This window comes from Pseudomonas sp. AK-TSAG1-1, from assembly GCF_056821665.1.
The window spans coordinates 3449503-3466620 of the sequence record NZ_CM165965.1 but is presented as its reverse complement, the minus strand read 5'-3'; the positions used below and the strand labels follow the sequence as shown (position 1 = coordinate 3466620).

The following is a 17118-nucleotide window of genomic DNA, read 5'->3' as shown; positions in this document are numbered from 1 at the left end:
TGGCTCTTAGGTGGCACTTTCAGCAAAAGTTCCGCTGACGTGTGCGAGGGAGGGTGCAGAGTGTGCACAGGGTGCGGCGTAACCAGGCCAGATCGTGCCGTGGCTGGCGGGTGGCGGCCGGCGCCTTGGTCTTGCCGATGTGCCTGGCGAAATCATCACTTAATGTTTCTGGCGTGCCGATGCCTTTGAGCTTCTTGATCAGCTTGCCGTTCTTGTAGAACAACACCGTGGGCGTGCCGGTGACCAGCGGATGGCGCGGTGACTGGCGCGTGTCGAGCATGTAAATGTTCGCCCGCAGCCGATACGGCTCGGCAACCTCACGAAACACCGGTCCGGCCCACTCGCAGGCGGGGCAGTATTCGTTGGCGAAGTACAGGATCACCGGGCGCCAGGTTTTCAGGGCTTTGCGGTAGGTGGGCGGAAGGTCTGAAAGGCGAGATGTCGAACGCATGGGAACCTCCTTGAAAAGCGCAGTACGCGTTGCTGACGCTAATCCCATGGGTGACTTTCCTCTACTGTCAGAGTTGACAGTAGACCGTGCGCCTTTTCGGTGAACGCGCACTCAAATGTGGCCCGAGTACTCGAGCGGTGTAGCCCTCGGTAGCGCTTGAAAAAACTCACCGCGGGTTACACCCGTCCAACATTGTTGGGCATCTTGTTGATTCCAAAAACATTTCAAACCACTACAGATTCCACCTGATTCCTGTGGCACACTTTCTGCTGTCTATTCCGTAGTAACAAACCGTGTTCCGGTATAGCGGAATAAACATCATCCTGGAGTGCTTGCCATGCATCGCCGTCCTTCGTTGTTCAAAGCGTGTGTTTTTGTTTTTGCGGCTTCGTCCGCTGTCATGGGCATGGCCCAGGCAGCCGACAGCAAACTCGACAGTGTTCTGGCCCGTGGGAAGCTGATTGTGGGTACCGGCAGCACCAATGCGCCTTGGCACTTTCAGGGCGCTGACGGCAAGTTGCAGGGTTTTGATATCGACATCGCCAGGATGGTGGCCAAAGGTCTGTTCAATGATCCGAACAAAGTCGAGTTCGTGGTGCAGTCGTCCGATGCGCGGATTCCCAATCTGCTGACCGACAAGGTCGACATGAGCTGCCAGTTCATCACCGTCACCGCGAGCCGTGCGCAGCAAGTGGCGTTCACCTTGCCGTACTACCGCGAAGGCGTCGGCCTGCTGCTGCCGGCCAACAGCAAGTACAAGGAAATCGAAGACCTGCAGGCCGCCGGCGACAGCGTCACCGTGGCCGTGCTGCAAAACGTCTATGCCGAAGAACTGGTGCACCAGGCGCTGCCCAAGGCCAAGGTCGATCAGTACGACAGTGTCGACCTGATGTACCAGGCGGTGAACTCCGGCCGCGCCGATACCGCTGCCACTGATCAGTCGTCGGTCAAGTACCTGATGGTGCAGAACCCTGGCCGCTACCGCAGCCCGACCTACGCCTGGAGCCCGCAGACCTATGCCTGCGCAGTCAAACGCGGCGATCAGGACTGGCTGAACTTCGTCAACACCACCCTGCATGAGGCCATGACCGGCGTCGAGTTCCCGACGTACGCCGCATCGTTCAAGCAATGGTTCGGTGTCGATCTGCCGTCGCCGGCGATCGGTTTCCCTGTCGAATTCAAATGATCCCGTGAGAGTGGGGCGACTCGAATCGCCCCGCTCAAGGTACTGCTGACCATGAACTATCAGTTGAACTTTGCCGCCGTATGGCGCGATTTCGACACCTTGCTGGCGGGGCTCGGTCTGGGCCTTGAACTGGCGCTGGTGTCGATCGCCATCGGTTGCGTGATCGGCCTGCTGATGGCGTTTGCCTTGCTGTCGAAGCATCGCGCCTTGCGGGTGCTGGCCTCGGTGTACGTCACGGTGGTCCGTAACACGCCGATTCTGGTGTTGATTCTGTTGATCTACTTTGCCTTGCCGAGTCTGGGGATCCGTCTGGACAAGATCCCGTCGTTCATCATCACGTTGTCACTGTATGCCGGGGCCTATCTGACCGAAGTGTTCCGTGGCGGCTTGCTGAGCATCCCCAAGGGCCAGCGTGAAGCGGGGCTGGCGATCGGTCTTGGTGAATGGCAGGTCAAGGCCTATGTCACGGTGCCGGTGATGTTGCGCAACGTGTTGCCGGCGCTGTCGAACAACTTCATCTCGCTGTTCAAGGACACCTCGCTGGCTGCCGCGATTGCGGTGCCGGAACTGACCTATTACGCGCGCAAGATCAACGTCGAGAGCTACCGGGTGATCGAAACCTGGCTGGTGACCACGGCGTTGTATGTCGCGGCCTGTTACCTCATTGCCATGCTGCTGCGTTACCTCGAGCAGCGTCTGGCGATCCGCCGATAGGAGGCTGCGATGTACCAATCCCCTAGTTGGTTGCATGAGTTGTGGGTGGCACGCGAGACGTTGCTGCAAGGGTTTCTGACCAGTGTGCAGGTGTCGGCGCTGGCGATTCTGTTTGGCACGTTACTGGGTGTTGTCACCGGTCTGGTGCTGACGTACGGCAAGTTCTGGATGCGCGCGCCGTTCCGCTTTTACGTCGATCTGATTCGCGGCACACCAGTGTTTGTGCTGGTGCTGGCTTGCTTCTATATGGCGCCGGCGCTGGGCTGGCAGATCAGCGCGTTTCAGGCAGGAGCGTTGGGCCTGACGCTGTTCTGCGGCTCGCACGTTGCCGAGATTGTGCGCGGAGCCCTGCAGGCACTGCCGCGCGGGCAGATGGAGGCAAGCAAGGCGATCGGCCTGACGTTTTATCAATCCCTTGGCTACGTGCTGCTGCCACAAGCGTTGCGGCAGATCCTGCCGACCTGGGTCAACTCGTCCACCGAAATCGTCAAGGCCTCGACCTTGCTTTCGGTGATCGGCGTGGCCGAATTGCTGCTCAGCACGCAACAGATCATCGCCCGGACCTTCATGACTCTGGAGTTCTATCTGTTCGCCGGTTTTCTGTTTTTTGTCATCAACTACGGCATCGAATTACTAGGCCGGCACATTGAAAAGCGGGTGGCCCTGCCATGACTCAAGCTCAAGTTTCCACCGTTGAAAACGGCCAGCCACTGCTGGACATTCGTGGCCTGCACAAACAATACGGCGCGGTCGAAGTGCTCAAGGGCGTCGACCTGAGCATGCAGCGCGGCAATGTCGTGACGCTGATCGGCTCCAGCGGCTCGGGCAAAACCACGCTGCTGCGCTGCGTGAACATGCTCGAAGAGTTCCAGGGCGGGCAGATTCTGCTCGACGGCGAATCCATCGGTTATGACGAAGTCGGTGGCAAGCGCCTGCGCCACGCGGAAAAAGTCATCGCCCGCCATCGCGCAATGACCGGCATGGCCTTCCAGCAATTCAATCTGTTTCCGCACCTGACGGCGTTGCAGAACGTCACCCTGGGCCTGCTCAAGGTGAAGAAAATGCACAAGGACGAAGCCGTGGTGCTGGCCGAAAAATGGCTGGAGCGGGTCGGCCTGCTGGAACGGCGCAATCACTTTCCCGGTCAGTTGTCCGGTGGTCAGCAACAGCGGGTGGCGATCGCCCGGGCGATCGCGATGAACCCGAGCCTGATGCTCTTCGATGAGGTCACCTCGGCCCTCGACCCGGAACTGGTCGGCGAAGTGCTGAACGTGATCAAGGGCCTGGCCGAGGACGGAATGACCATGTTGCTGGTGACCCACGAGATGCGATTCGCCTTCGAGGTCTCGGACAAGATCGTTTTCATGAATCAGGGGCGGATCGAAGAGCAAGGGCCTCCCAAGCAGCTGTTCGAACGCCCGCAATCACCGCGGCTGGCTGAGTTTCTCAAGAGCACGCGGTTTTAACTTCAGGTTTGTAATCAGGAGAAGTACCCATGAGCATTACCCGTTTTGGCACCGGCAGCACCGCCGCTGGTGGCCAGCCACGCCCATTCGCCCGCGCCGTTGAAGCGGATGGCTGGCTGCACGTGTCCGGTCAGGTGCCGGCAGTGGATGGCGAGATAATCGCTGGCGGCATCGTCGAACAGACCCACCAGACCATGAAGAACCTGATCGCGATTCTCGAAGAGGCGGGTTATGGCCTGGAAGATGTGGTGCGCGCCGGGGTGTGGCTGGACGATCCGCGGGATTTCAGCAGTTTCAACAAGGTCTTCGGCGAGTACTTCAAGCCTGAGCACGCACCGGCGCGAGCCTGCGTGCAGGCGAGCATGATGGTCGACTGCAAGGTCGAGATCGACTGCATCGCGTACAAGAAGAAGGCCTGAGATTTGCGCCGAATTCTTCGCGAGCAGGCTCGCTCCCACAGGGGATTGCATTCCAGATGTGGGGGCGAGCCTGCTCGCGAAAGCGATCTCACCGTCGACGCTGCACTCTCGGTAAACTCCCGGCACATTCATTGGGAACTGAAGACATGACCGAAGACACCATCAAACGCCGGGCCCGCGGTCTGGACCGGGCGTTCGATATCCTCGATTTTCTCAAGGAAATCGGCCAGCCATTGCGTCCGAACGACATCGCCAATGGCATCGGCGGTCCGAAATCCACGGTCTACGAGCTGGTTGCCTCGCTGCTCGAACGGCGGATTCTGGAGCCGGTGGGCAAGGACGGTCACGTCTATCTCGGTCGCCAGTTGTATTTCCTCGGGCAGGCGCACTTGCGCCATTTCGACCTCAGTCGCGAGGCCGATCAGGCCTTGCAGGAAATCGTCAGCCAGACCCGGGAAACCGCGCAGATGTGCCTGCTCAACGGGCGCAAATACACGGTGGCGTTGATGAAGGAGGGAGAGCGGCATTTTCGTATTTCTTCTGACATTGGCGAAAACGCGCCGATCCCGTGGACGGCCTCGGGGCGCCTGCTGCTGGCGCACCTGAGTGACCAGCAGATCATCGACCTGATCGACGAAGACGACTACATCCTGCCCGATGGCGAACGCCTGCCGCTGGAACGCTTTCTGGCGGAAATCCGTCAGGCCGGCATCGATGGCTTCTTCTCCTTCGACAGTGTTGCCGACACCTTCACCCATTGTTTCGCCGCCCCGGTCAAAGACCCCGGCGGCGTGGCCATCTGCACCCTGTGCATCGTTGCCCCACGGGCTGATGCGAAGAACAATTACAACGACTATCGCCGGGTTCTGATCGAGAGCGCCAACAGCCTCGCCCGGCGGATCAACGAATAACCGCGGCTGCCTGCCGGCCGCGACAGTGAGGAGTTCGACCATGACGACTGCCATCAATTCTGCTGTGGAAAAGGGCGATGCCGCCATCGGCGCGCATCTGGTGCGAGACGTCAGCCTGCCAGCGCTGGTGCTGCACCGCGAAGCGCTGGAGCACAACATTCGCTGGATGCAGAAGTTCGTCAGTGACAGCGGCGCAGAGCTCGCGCCGCACGGCAAGACCAGCATGACCCCGGCCCTGTTCAAGCGTCAGCTCGGCGCCGGTGCGTGGGGCATCACCCTCGCCAGCGCGACGCAGACTCGCGCTGCGTATGCCCACGGCGTACGCCGGGTACTGATGGCCAACCAACTGGTCGGCACGCCGAACATGGCGCTGATTGCCGATCTGCTGGCAGACCCTGCCTTCGATTTCTACTGCATGGTCGATCACCCGGACAACGTCGCCGATCTCGGGGCTTACTTCGCCTCGCGCGGGGTCAAGTTGAACGTGATGATCGAGTACGGCGTGGTCGGCGGCCGTTGCGGTTGCCGCAGCGAGCAGGAAGTCATCGAACTGGCCAAGGCGATCAGTGCGCAGCCGGCGTTGGCCCTGACCGGGATCGAAGGCTACGAAGGCGTGATCCACGGCGATCACGCGGTCAGCGGCATTCGCGAATTTGCTGCGTCGTTGGTGCGCCTGGCGGTGCAACTGCAGGACAGCGGCGCGTTTGCCATTGCCAAGCCGATCATCACGGCCTCGGGTTCGGCATGGTATGACCTGATCGCCGAGTCGTTCGAAGCGCAGAATGCGGGCGGACGTTTCCTCAGCGTGCTGCGTCCGGGCAGCTATGTGGCCCACGATCATGGCATCTACAAGGAAGCGCAGTGCTGCGTGCTTGATCGTCGCAGCGATCTGGATGAAGGCCTGCGCCCGGCGCTGGAAATCTGGGCCCATGTGCAATCGATGCCGGAACCGGGCTTTGCGGTGATAGCCCTCGGCAAACGCGATGTGGCATTCGATGCCGGGCTGCCGGTGCCGTTGCTGCGCTACAAGGCCGGTGGGGTGCCGGCGGTGGGCGACGATGTCGGAGCGTGCAAGGTGACGGCGGTGATGGATCAGCATGCGTTCATGACCGTGGCGCCGGGCGTTGAACTGCGGGTGGGTGACATCATTTCCTTCGGCACTTCGCACCCGTGCCTGACGTTCGACAAGTGGCGGGTGGGGTTGCTGGTGGATGAACAGTTGGCGGTGGTCGAGAGCATGGAGACCTGTTTCTAAGGCCTGAAACCGAGGTGCAGCCATTCGCGAGCAAGCCCGCTCCCACATTTGGAATGCATTTCCCTGTGGGAGCGAGCCTGCTCGCGAAGGCGCCAGGCCAGACACCATCGAGCAACTGGAGACCCACCCAATGACCACCCTCAGCCCCCTGGGCCCGAACACCCCGCGCATCGCCCTGATCGGTGAGTGCATGATCGAACTCCAGCACCGCGCCGACGGCAGCCTGCAGCAAAGCTTCGGCGGTGACACCTTGAACACGGCGGTGTACCTGTCCCGCGCCCTCGGCGATAAAGCGCAGGTCGATTACGTCACGGCGCTGGGTGACGACAACTTCAGCGACGCCATGTGCCAGAGCTGGGCCGAAGAAGGCATTGGCCTGCAATGGGTGCAGCGTCTGCCCGGTCGCTTGCCGGGACTGTATTGCATCCAGACCGACGCCAACGGCGAGCGTCGTTTTCTCTACTGGCGCAATGAAGCGGCGGTGCGCGACTGCTTTACTACACCGGCCGCCGAGCCGATTCTGGCCGCGCTGGCGGATTACGACGTGTTGTATTTCAGCGGTATCACCCTCGCAGTGCTGGGCGCCAAGGGCCGCGAACGATTGATCCAGACCCTGATCGAGGCCCGGCAGCGCGATGCGCGGATTGTCTTCGATAACAACTATCGACCACGCTTGTGGGCCTCGCAGGAAGAGGCTCGGGCGGCGTATCGCAGTGTGTTGCCGCATGTCGATCTGGCATTGCTGACCGTGGATGACGAGCAGGCGCTGTTCCATTTTGCTGATTGCGATGCCGTGTTCGAGGCTTATGCGCAGGTCGGCACACCGGAAGTGGTGCTCAAGCGTGGTGCCGAGGCGTGTCTGATTCGCTGTGATGGCGAAGCGTTCGAAGTGCCGGCGCAGAAGGTCGAGAAGGTCGTGGACACCACGGCGGCGGGGGATTCGTTCAGTGCCGCGTATCTGGCGAGCCGCTTGCTGGGGGGCAGCCCGGCTGAGGCGGCCGAGGCGGGGCATTTGCTGGCGAGTCGGGTGATTCAGGTGCCAGGGGCGTTGATCCCCAAGTAAGCGGTGAATGGCCGTTTGCTGCGCAATCGGTTCGCGAGCAAGCCCGCTCCCACAATGACGCATTCCAACTGTGGGAGCGAGCCTGCTCGCGAAGAGGCCCTGGAGCCAAACACTCAACCGCGAAAAAACACCTGCACCAAGTGATAACCGAACGAGCTCCCACAGTGACGCATTCCAAACTGTGGGAGCGAGCTTGCTCGCGAAGAGGCCCTAAGGCCAAACACTCAATCGCGGTAAAACACCTGGACCAGGTGATAACCGAACTTGCTCTTGATCGGTCCATGCACCGTGCGCAACGGCTTCTTGAAGATCACCGCGTCAATCGCGCCGACCATCTGCCCCGGCCGCACTTCACCCAGATCGCCGCCGCGTTTGCCGGACGGGCAGGTCGAATATTTCTTCGCCAGCACATCGAATGCTTCGCCCTTGGCAATGCGTTGTTTGAGCTGTTCGGCCTCTTCGGCGGTTTTCACCAGAATGTGGCGGGCTTGGGCTTTCATCGTGCGATACCTGTAACGGGGTGACGGCGGGGCGCGGGATTATGCCTCAAGTGACGGCGTTTGGTGGATCATCGTGCGGATCTTGTTCGCCAGCACGTCAAGCGAAAACGGTTTGGCGACCATGTCCATGCCATCCTCCAGAAAGCCTTGGCGCTCGGCGGCTTTCTGCGCATAACCGGTCATGAACAGGACTTTCAGGCCAGGGCGATGCTGACGGGCGATTTCCGCCAATTGGCGGCCGTTCATGCCCGGCAGGCCGACGTCGGTTACCAGCAAGTCCACGCGCAGATCCGACTCCAGCAGCGGCAGGGCGGCGCTGGCGTCGGCGGCTTCGTGGGCGAGGTAACCCAGCTCCTTGAGCAAGTCGAGAACCAGCATGCGCACCGCCGGGTCATCCTCAACCACCACCACGGTTTCCCCGGACCTGGCAGCCGGCGCGGTGCTGAGGGTTTCCACGATTGGCTGCTCGGGTTCCAGCAGATTCAGGCGCGGCAGGTACAGGCGCACGCACGTGCCCTGATCGGGCAGGCTGTCGAGGCTGACATGGCCGCCCGACTGCTGGGCGAAGCCATAGATCATCGACAGGCCCAGCCCGGTGCCCTGGCCGATCGGTTTGGTGGTGAAGAATGGATCGAACGCCTTGGCCCGCACCGACGGGGTCATGCCGGTGCCGTTATCGCTGACCGCCAGCATCAGATAGTCGCCGGCCTTGACCGGTTCTAGGGTGGTGATGTCGCTGCCGTCGAGGTAGACGTTGGCGGTTTCGATCAGCAGTTCGCCGCCATTGGGCATCGCATCCCGGGCGTTGATCACCAGGTTGAGCAGGGCGTTTTCCAACTGACTGACATCGGTGCTGATCGCCCATACATTGGCGGCCAAGTGCAGTGTGAGGTCGATCGGATCGCCCTTGGTGCGGCGGATCAAGTCCTCCAGCGAATGAATCAGCTCGTTGACGTTGAGGGGCTTGCGGTCCAGCGACTGTCGGCGGGAGAACGCCAGCAAGCGATGAGTCAGGGCGGCGGCACGGTTGGCCGACGACACCGCCGCCTCGGTGAAACGTCCGATCTCATCGGCGCGGCCATCGGCGATGTAGCGTTGCATCAGGTCGAGACTGCCGATGATCCCGGTCAGCATATTGTTGAAGTCGTGGGCGATACCGCCGGTGAGCTGGCCGACCGCTTCCATCTTTTGCGCATGGCGCAAGGCATCTTCGGCGCGCTCGCGTTCGAACATTTCGTTTTGCAGTCGCTGATTGGCCTGGGCCAGTTGTTCGGTGCGGGCGCTGACCCGCTCCTCCAGGGTTTCATTGAGATTGCGCAGGGCTTCTTCGGTCTTTTTGCGTTCGGTCTCGTCGATCACGAAAATGTAGAAACCGTTGACCGCGCCATCGGCACCGTGGCGCGGCAGGTAGTTCATCAGCGCATGGCGGTTGCTGCCGTCACGGTGGGGGGTGTACAGACTGAACGAGCAGGATCGCCCGGCCAGCGCTTCGGCGATGTACGGCGCGCGCAAAAAGTAGGCTTCTTCGCCGATCACGTCGCGAATGGTACGGCCATACAGCTCCTGCGGGGTGAGACCGTACCAGTCCAGATAAGCAGCATTGTTCAGGCGAAAGCGCTCTTCATGGTCAACGTAACTGATGAGGATCGGCATCGCGTTGATGATCAACTGCAACTCCGTCTGGCTTTGGCGCAGCGCCTGCTCGGTGTGTTTACGCTCGGTCAGGTCGAGTGCGGCCCCGAGGAACCGTACCGGGCGCCCGTGGTGATCCTTGTAGCAGCGGCCTCGGGCAAACACCCAGCGCAGTTCGCCGTCGGCGCGCAGCAGGCGATATTCCTCGGCGTATTCGGTGCCATGGGTGATGCAGTGCTTGATGCTGCGGGCGATCAGGGCGCGGTCTTCGGGATGCACGCCTTGCAGGTAATCGCTGATCGGCAATTGGCTGGCCAGCGCCGGATCGATGCCATGCAACTGGGCGAAATGGGCGTCGGCGATGAAGCGGTCTTCGCCGATGTCCCAGTCCCAGGTGCCGACGGCATCGGTGGCGGCCAGCGCGAGCTGCAGGCGTTCTTCAGTGTTGCGCTGGGCTTTGAGGCTTTCTTCGGAACGGCGTTGCAGTTCGAGCGCGATGCGTCGGCGTTCGTTGGTTTCAATGGCGGTCACCAGAATGCCGGCCACTTGCGCATTCTCGTCCCGGATCGGGCTGTAGGTCAGGTCCAGCCAGAAGTCGGATTCCTTCCCTTCGCGTTGCAGGGTAAATCGCCGCTCGCTGTAGGTGCGCACCTGGCCTTGTAGGACGGCTCGATAAATCGGGTCGGTAAAGTCTTGAAGTTCCGGCCATATAAGGTGTGCCGGCTGTCCGAAAGCGTGCGGATGCTTGCTCCCGGCGAGCATCGCGAAGCCGTTGTTGTAGATCTGTGTGAGCTGCGCGCCCCACAACAGCAGCATCGGCATCGGCGAGTGAATCACGATGTCCACCGCGGTGCGCAGGCTTTGTGGCCAAGTGCCGGCCGCGCCCAAAGGCGTACGACTCCAGTCGGTACGGGCGATCAAGGCTTGGGCGTCGTCGGGGGAAGGGGCTGCGTTCATCACATCTATCCTGAGCGTCGGTCAGTGCGTAGGCGTCTACTATTCTTGCACTTGCGGTAGACGCTGTATGACCCATTACGTCACGACACTGGGTTATTTCTGTTCATTGAATGCTTCGCGGGTGCTTTTTGCCATGGAAATCGATGCACTGTTGATCCGGCTGTCGAGCCAGCACGGCTCTGACCTTTTCCTCTCCACCGGCGCGCCGCCCAGCGCCCGCATCGACGGCGTGCTGACGCCGTTCAGCGAGCGGCCGTTCAAACCGGGTGAGGTCCAGGCCATCGCCAACTCCTTGATGGACGCCGAGCAGCGGCGCGAGTTCGATCGGGAACTGGAAATGAACCTGGCGATTTCACGCACCGGTGTCGGGCGTTTTCGCCTGAACATCTTCAAGCAGCGCAACGACGTGTCAATCGTGATCCGCAACGTCAAACTCGATATCCCGCGCTTCGAAGACCTCAAGCTGCCTCCGGTGCTGCTGGAAACAGTGATGCTCAAGCAAGGGCTGATTCTGTTCGTCGGCGCCACCGACTCCGGCAAGTCCACCTCGCTGGCCGCGCTGATCGATCACCGCAACCGGCACAGCAGCGGGCACATCATCACCATCGAAGACCCGGTGGAGTATATCCATCGGCACAAGCGCTCGATCATCAACCAGCGCGAAGTCGGGGTCGATACCCGCAGTTTCCAGGCCGCGCTGAAAAACACCCTGCGCCAAGCGCCGGATGTGGTGCTGATCGGCGAAATCCGCGACCGCGAAACCATGGAGCATGCCCTGACGTTCGCGGACACCGGGCACCTGGTGCTGTCGACACTGCACGCGCACAACGCCAATCAGGCGCTGGACCGTATCGTCAATCTGTTCCCCGAAGAACGCCGCCCGCAGTTGCTGCATGCGCTGGGCAACAATCTCAAGGCGTTTGTCTCGCAACGGCTGGTGCGCACTCTCGACGGGCAGCGGCGGGCGGCGGTCGAAGTCATGTTGGGCACCCCGACCATTGCCGACCTGATCCGCCGCAACGAGTTGGGCGAGCTCAAGGGCATCATGGACAAATCTGCCGAAGTCGGCATGCAGACCTTCGACGCGGCGCTGTATGCGTTGGTGGTGGAAGGGGTGATCAGCGAAGACGAGGCGCTCAAGCATGCCGACTCACAAAACAATCTGCGCCTGCGCCTGAAGCTGCATGCCGAGGCGGCGCCGACGCCGGCACCACCGGCATCGGGGGATTGGGGCCTGATGGATTAACCCTTGCCCCTGTGGGAGCGGGCTTGCTCGCGAAAGCGCCGGTTCAGCCGCCATCTTCACCGAATGACACACCGCCTTCGTGAGCAAGCCCACTCCCACCCTAGATCCCGGATAGCCCCGAATTCTCCATCCATCGACGCCCCCCTGTGGGAGCGGGCTTGCCCGCGAAGGCGCCGGTTCAGCCGCCATCTTCACCGAATGACCCACCGCCTTCGTGAGCAAGCCCACTCCCACCCTAGATCCCGGATAGCCCCGAATTCTCCCTCCACCGACGACCCCCTGTGGGAGCGGGCTTGCCCGCGAAGGCGCCGGTTCAGCCGCCATCTTCACCGAATGACACACCGCCTTCGTGAGCAAGCCCACTCCCACCCTTGATCCCGACCAGCCGCAGATCCACCATCCACCGACGACCCCCTGTGGGAGCGGGCTTGCTCGCGAAAGCGCCGGTTCAGCCGCCATCTTCACCGAATGACACACCGCCTTCGTGAGCAAGCCCACTCCCACCCTAGATCCCGGATAGCCCCGAATTCTCCATCCACCGACGCCCCCCTGTGGGAGCGGGCTTGCTCGCGAAGGCGCCCGATCAGCCGCCATCTTCACCGAATGACACACCGCCTTCGTGAGCAAGCCCACTCCCACCCTAGATCCCGACCAGCCGCAGATCCACCATCCACCGACGACCCCCTGTGGGAGCGGGCTTGCTCGCGAAAGCGCCGGTTCAGCCGCCATCTTCACCGGATGACCCACCGCCTTCGTGAGCAAGCCCACTCCCACCCTTGATCCCGACCAGCCGCAGATCCACCATCCACCGACGACCCTCTGTGGGAGCGGGCTTGCTCGCGAAAGCGGTGTGTCAGTCACATTGTTATCAACTGACAGATTGCATTCGCGAGCAAGCCCCCTCCCACAAGGGGATGGCATATTAATCCGATAACTCCGGGCGATGGCGAAACTGCTCCAGCGCCTCGGGATTGGCCAGCGCATCGGTGTTTTTCACCGGCTCACCGTGCACCACATTGCGCACGGCAAGTTCGACCACTTTGCCGCTGATGGTGCGCGGGATGTCAGTGACGGCAACGATCTTCGCCGGTACATGGCGTGGTGTGGTGTTGGCGCGAATCACCTGGCGGATCTGTTGTTGCAGGTTGTGATTCAGCGCCACGTCATCCTGCAGGCGCACGAACAACACCACGCGCACATCGTCCTGCCATTGCTGACCGATGGCCACGCAGTCCAGCACCTGCGGGACTTTCTCCACCTGACGATAGATTTCCGCCGTGCCGATGCGTACGCCGCCAGGGTTGAGCACCGCGTCGGAGCGGCCGTGGATCAGCATCCCGCCGTGGGGCAATTGCTCAGCGTAATCGCCCTGGGCCCAGACCCCGGGGAACAGGCTGAAATAGGATTTGCGCAACTTTTCGCCATCGGCATCGTGCCAGAGCCCGACGGGCATGGCCGGGAAGTGCCGGGTGCAGACCAGTTCACCTTTCTCGCCGATGACGGCGACGCCCGCGTCGTTCCACACTTCAACCGCCATGCCCAGGCTCTTGCCCATGATCTCGCCACGGCGCACCGCGGACATCGGATTGCCGTTGACGAAGCAGGACACCACATCGGTGCCGCCCGACATCGACGCCAGGCACACGTCGTACTTGAAGTCGCGGTAGACGAAGTCATAGCTCTGCGGCGACAGCGCCGAGCCGGTGCAGAGCAAGGTCTTGAGGCTACCCAGGTCATGGCTGGCGGCCGGTTTGACGCCGCTGCTTTCCAGCGTCGCCAGAAACTTGGGGCTGGTACCGAACACGCTGATGCGCTCATCGTCGATCAGGTCGAGCAGGCGTTGGTTATCCGGATGAAACGGCGAGCCGTCATACAGCACCACCGCGCTTCCGACCGCGAGGGCCGAGACCAGCCAGTTCCACATCATCCAGCCGCAGGTGGTGTAGTAGAACAGTCGGTCGCCGGGACCGAGATCTACGTGCAGGCCGTGCTCCTTGGCATGCTGCAACAGCACCCCCCCGGTACTGTGCACGATGCATTTGGGCACGCCGGTGGTGCCGCTGGAATACAGCACGTAAAGCGGGTGATTGAAGGGCACCGGGACGAATCGCGGCTCGCCGCCGGGTTGGTAGAAGTCGTCCCACAACGTCACGTTGGCGTGGGTGTGGTAGTCCCCGATGCAGGCCTGCGGGCGGGCATAGGGCACGATGATCAACTGTTGCAGCGACGGTAGTTGCGCGAGGATTTCGTTAACCTTGGTGGTCTGGTCGATGTCTTTGCCGGCGTAACGGTAGCCCGCGCAGGTGATCAGCACTTTGGGTTCGATCTGGCCGAAACGGTCGATCACCCCGTGGGTGCCGAAGTCCGGCGACGAGCAGGACCAGATTGCGCCCAGGCTGGTGGTCGCGAGCATCGCCACCAGCGTCTGCCAGGTATTCGGCATGCACGCAGCCACGCGGTCGCCGAGGCCGACACCGGCGGCCTTCAGGCTGGCCTGAACACCGGCAACCTGCTCGGCCAGTTCGGCCCAGGTCAGTTGTTCGCGCTGACCGTTTTCCGCCACGGCAATCACCGCCACGGCATCGTCGCGCCGGCGAAGCAGGTGTTCGGCAAAATTCAGGGTCGCGCCGGGGAACCACTCGGCGCTGGGCATGTGTGCGCCTTCACGCAGGACGGCGTCGGGCTGGGTGTGAAAACGGATGTCGAAGCAGTCGACAATCGCCTGCCAGAACGCCTCGCGATGTTCGACGCTCCAGCGGTGCAGGTCGTTATAGCTGCTCAGGGCCAGGCCATGACGCTGATTGATGTCGCGGCGAAAGTGATCCATGCGCGAGTGGGCGATACGCTCGGCATCGGGTTGCCAGAGGATGTCGGACATTGGTTTGCCTCTTGTTTTGTTGTTCATGCACACGCCAGGGTGACGCATCACCCACAAGGGGAATTTCTGTGCGAAAAGTTACTGCGCCAACCACCCCCCATCAATATTCCACGCCGCGCCCCGCACCTGGCTGCCAGCCTCGCTGCACAAAAACAGCACCAGCTCCCCCAGATGCTGCGGCGTGACGAACGCCAGTGATGGTTGTTTCTCGGCCAGCAGATCATGCTGCGCCTGCTGCGGATCGACACCCTTGGCCGCCCGGTCGTCGATCTGTTTTTGCACCAACGGCGTCAGCACCCAGCCCGGGCAGATCGCGTTGCAAGTGACATTACTGGTCGCAGTCTCCAGCCCGACCACTTTGGTCAGACCGATCACCCCGTGTTTGGCCGCGACATAAGCAGCCTTGCCGGTCGAACCGACCTGACCGTGCACCGAGGCAATGTTGACGATCCGCCCCCAGCCTTTGGCGCGCATCCCCGGCAGGCTCAGGCGGGTACTGTGAAACACCGACGACAGGTTGATCGCGATGATCGAGTCCCAGCGCTCCACCGGGAACTCTTCCACGGCCGCCACATGCTGGATCCCGGCGTTGTTGACCAGAATGTCGACGCCGCCAAACTCGCGCTCGGCGTAGGCGATCATGTCGGCAATCTGCACTGGATCGCTGACATCTGCAGGGTGGTGACCGACCTTGCCCCCGAACTGGCGGACTTCGGCGATGACGCTCGACGCATCACCGAAACCGTTGAGAATCAGGTTGGCGCCGGCCTTGGCCAGGCACAGGGCGATGCCCAGGCCAATGCCGCTGGTGGAACCGGTAACCAATGCGGTCTTGCCCGAAAGAGTGGTCATGAATACCTCACACAATGCCAGTGGCGTAGAAAGTGCCGATCACTACGAAGACCGCCAGGGTCTTGATCAGCGTAATACAGAAAATGTCTTTATAGGCTTCGCGGTGGGTCAGGCCGGTGACCGCCAGCAGGGTGATCACCGCGCCGTTGTGCGGCAGGGTGTCCATGCCGCCGCTGGCCATTGCCGCCACGCGGTGCAGCACTTCCAGCGGAATATTCGCCGCGTGGGCCGCCGTGATGAACTGCTCGGACATCGCCGCCAGCGCAATGCTCATGCCGCCCGACGCCGAGCCGGTGATCCCGGCCAGCAGGGTGACGGTGATCGCTTCGTTGACCAGCGGGTTGGGGATTTGCTTGAGCCAGTCGGCCAGCACCAGGAAGCCCGGCAACGAGGCGATCACCGCGCCGAAACCGTATTCGGAGGCGGTATTCATCGCCGCCAGCAACGCACCGCTGACCGCACTTTTGCTGCCTTCGGCGAGTTTGCTGCGGATCGCTTTGAAGCCGAACGCCAGCACCATCAGGATGCCGATCAGCAAGGCTGCTTGCACCGCCCAGATTGCGGTGAGCTTGGCGATTTCCGTGGTTACCGGCGTGGCCATGCCTGGCAACGCGAGGCTGTGGGTTTTGCCGTACCACTGCGGAATCCACTGGGTGAACAGCAGGTTCATGATGCCCACCGCCAACAGCGGCGACAGGGCGACCCACGGGTTTGGCAACTTCAGGTCTTCAGCCGTTTCCGGTTCGTTACGCAACTCGGTGCCATAGCCTTCGCCGGCGCGCTGGGCCTTGTTGCGTTGGCGCTGCAGGAACAGCATGCCGGCGCAGAACACGAAAATCGTGCCGATCAGGCCCAGCCACGGCGCCGCCCAGGCAGTGGTGTTGAAGAAGGTGCTGGGGATGATGTTCTGGATCTGCGGGGTGCCGGGCAGGGCGTCCATGGTGAACGAGAACGCGCCGAGGGCGATGGTCGCCGGGATCAGGCGTTTGGGGATATTGCTCTGACGGAACATCTCCGCCGCGAACGGATAAACCGCAAACACCACGACGAATAGCGACACGCCGCCATAGGTGAGGAGGGCACAGACCAGCACGATCACCAGCATCGCCTGCCGGGTGCCCAGCAGGCGAATGGCCGCGGCCACGATTGAACGGGAGAACCCCGACAACTCGATCAACTTGCCGAACACGGCGCCGAGCAGGAATACCGGGAAATACAGTTTGATGAAACCGACCATTTTCTCCATGAACACCCCGGTGAATGCTGGGGCGACGGCGGACGGATCAGTGAGCAGGACGGCGCCGAGGGCGGCGATCGGGGCGAAGAGGATAACGCTGTAGCCACGGTAGGCGGCAAGCATCAGCAGCGCGAGGGCTGCCAAGGCAATGATCACACTCATGGTGTGTCTCCAGGGATTGTTATTTTTGTGGGTGAAACGGGTGCGGATGAGGCTTTAGCGAGATCTGTGCCAGATATTCAAGCTATTGAAATTTAAAGGTTTTATTTTTCTTGTGAGCACGGTTTAGAAGTTTTGTCTCTTTTCTGAGATATTTTTTGAATGTACGACGTCTTTGCGAGCAAGCCCGCT

At 61.6% G+C, this 17118-nt stretch carries 15 protein-coding genes; 9 read left to right on the top strand and 6 right to left on the bottom strand.

The window, feature by feature from the left end; all coding sequences use genetic code 11:
• Window positions 1-19: 19 nt before the first annotated feature.
• The gene (locus tag AC1UK9_RS15350; protein WP_473015903.1) at window positions 20-451 is read right to left on the bottom strand and encodes a thioredoxin family protein; all 432 of its coding nucleotides are present in this window, start codon (window positions 449-451) and stop codon (window positions 20-22) included.
• A gap of 337 nt (window positions 452-788) precedes the next feature.
• Here AC1UK9_RS15350 and AC1UK9_RS15345 point away from each other — a divergent pair, with 337 nt between their 5' ends.
• From AC1UK9_RS15345 to kdgK, 8 genes are all read left to right on the top strand, one after another.
• The gene (locus AC1UK9_RS15345; protein ID WP_482577869.1) at window positions 789-1637 is read left to right on the top strand and encodes a transporter substrate-binding domain-containing protein; all 849 of its coding nucleotides are present in this window, start codon (window positions 789-791) and stop codon (window positions 1635-1637) included.
• Window positions 1638-1688: 51 nt separating this feature from the next.
• Window positions 1689-2351, top strand: a complete 663-nt coding sequence (locus AC1UK9_RS15340; RefSeq protein WP_003225455.1) for an amino acid ABC transporter permease — start codon at window positions 1689-1691, stop codon at window positions 2349-2351.
• A 9-nt stretch (window positions 2352-2360) separates the two neighbouring features.
• Complete coding sequence (locus tag AC1UK9_RS15335) at window positions 2361-3023, top strand: amino acid ABC transporter permease (protein WP_025112526.1); 663 nt, start codon at window positions 2361-2363, stop codon at window positions 3021-3023.
• Window positions 3020-3817, top strand: a complete 798-nt coding sequence (locus AC1UK9_RS15330; protein WP_025112525.1) for an amino acid ABC transporter ATP-binding protein — start codon at window positions 3020-3022, stop codon at window positions 3815-3817. The genes AC1UK9_RS15335 and AC1UK9_RS15330 overlap by 4 nt, the downstream gene beginning before the upstream one ends.
• Window positions 3818-3846: 29 nt before the next feature.
• A complete protein-coding gene (locus tag AC1UK9_RS15325) occupies window positions 3847-4236 on the top strand; it encodes a RidA family protein (protein WP_025112524.1) in 390 nt (129 codons plus the stop codon).
• 146 nt (window positions 4237-4382) lie between these two features.
• Complete coding sequence (locus AC1UK9_RS15320) at window positions 4383-5147, top strand: IclR family transcriptional regulator (protein WP_025112523.1); 765 nt, start codon at window positions 4383-4385, stop codon at window positions 5145-5147.
• A gap of 40 nt (window positions 5148-5187) precedes the next feature.
• Entirely contained in the window at window positions 5188-6402 is a 1215-nt protein-coding gene (locus tag AC1UK9_RS15315) for an amino acid deaminase (protein WP_482577866.1), read from the top strand.
• A gap of 130 nt (window positions 6403-6532) precedes the next feature.
• Window positions 6533-7465 carry a 2-dehydro-3-deoxygluconokinase gene (kdgK, locus tag AC1UK9_RS15310; protein WP_482577865.1) on the top strand — a complete coding sequence of 311 codons (933 nt, stop codon included), beginning with the start codon at window positions 6533-6535 and terminating at the stop codon, window positions 7463-7465.
• Between the two features lie 224 nt (window positions 7466-7689).
• On the opposite strand, the gene AC1UK9_RS15305 is transcribed toward kdgK, so the two are convergent.
• Both AC1UK9_RS15305 and AC1UK9_RS15300 read right to left on the bottom strand, forming a co-directional pair.
• On the bottom strand, window positions 7690-7965 hold the full coding sequence (locus tag AC1UK9_RS15305) for a peptidylprolyl isomerase (protein ID WP_025112520.1): 276 nt from the start codon (window positions 7963-7965) through the stop codon (window positions 7690-7692).
• A gap of 39 nt (window positions 7966-8004) precedes the next feature.
• Window positions 8005-10554 (bottom strand): PAS domain-containing hybrid sensor histidine kinase/response regulator, encoded by a 2550-nt coding sequence (locus AC1UK9_RS15300; protein WP_482577864.1) that lies wholly within the window; start codon window positions 10552-10554, stop codon window positions 8005-8007.
• 133 nt (window positions 10555-10687) lie between these two features.
• Between AC1UK9_RS15300 and AC1UK9_RS15295 the strand changes: the two genes are divergently transcribed.
• Window positions 10688-11800: a PilT/PilU family type 4a pilus ATPase gene (locus AC1UK9_RS15295; protein ID WP_473016001.1), complete on the top strand. Its 1113-nt coding sequence runs from the start codon at window positions 10688-10690 to the stop codon at window positions 11798-11800.
• A gap of 922 nt (window positions 11801-12722) precedes the next feature.
• Here AC1UK9_RS15295 and AC1UK9_RS15290 read toward each other — a convergent pair.
• The 3 genes from AC1UK9_RS15290 to AC1UK9_RS15280 form a co-directional block, all read right to left on the bottom strand.
• The gene (locus AC1UK9_RS15290) at window positions 12723-14678 is read right to left on the bottom strand and encodes an acetoacetate--CoA ligase (protein ID WP_473015899.1); all 1956 of its coding nucleotides are present in this window, start codon (window positions 14676-14678) and stop codon (window positions 12723-12725) included.
• A 78-nt stretch (window positions 14679-14756) separates the two neighbouring features.
• Complete coding sequence (gene hbdH / locus AC1UK9_RS15285) at window positions 14757-15530, bottom strand: 3-hydroxybutyrate dehydrogenase (RefSeq protein WP_482577862.1); 774 nt, start codon at window positions 15528-15530, stop codon at window positions 14757-14759.
• 7 nt (window positions 15531-15537) lie between these two features.
• Window positions 15538-16929 (bottom strand): GntP family permease, encoded by a 1392-nt coding sequence (locus AC1UK9_RS15280; RefSeq protein WP_473015898.1) that lies wholly within the window; start codon window positions 16927-16929, stop codon window positions 15538-15540.
• Window positions 16930-17118: the final 189 nt, after the last annotated feature.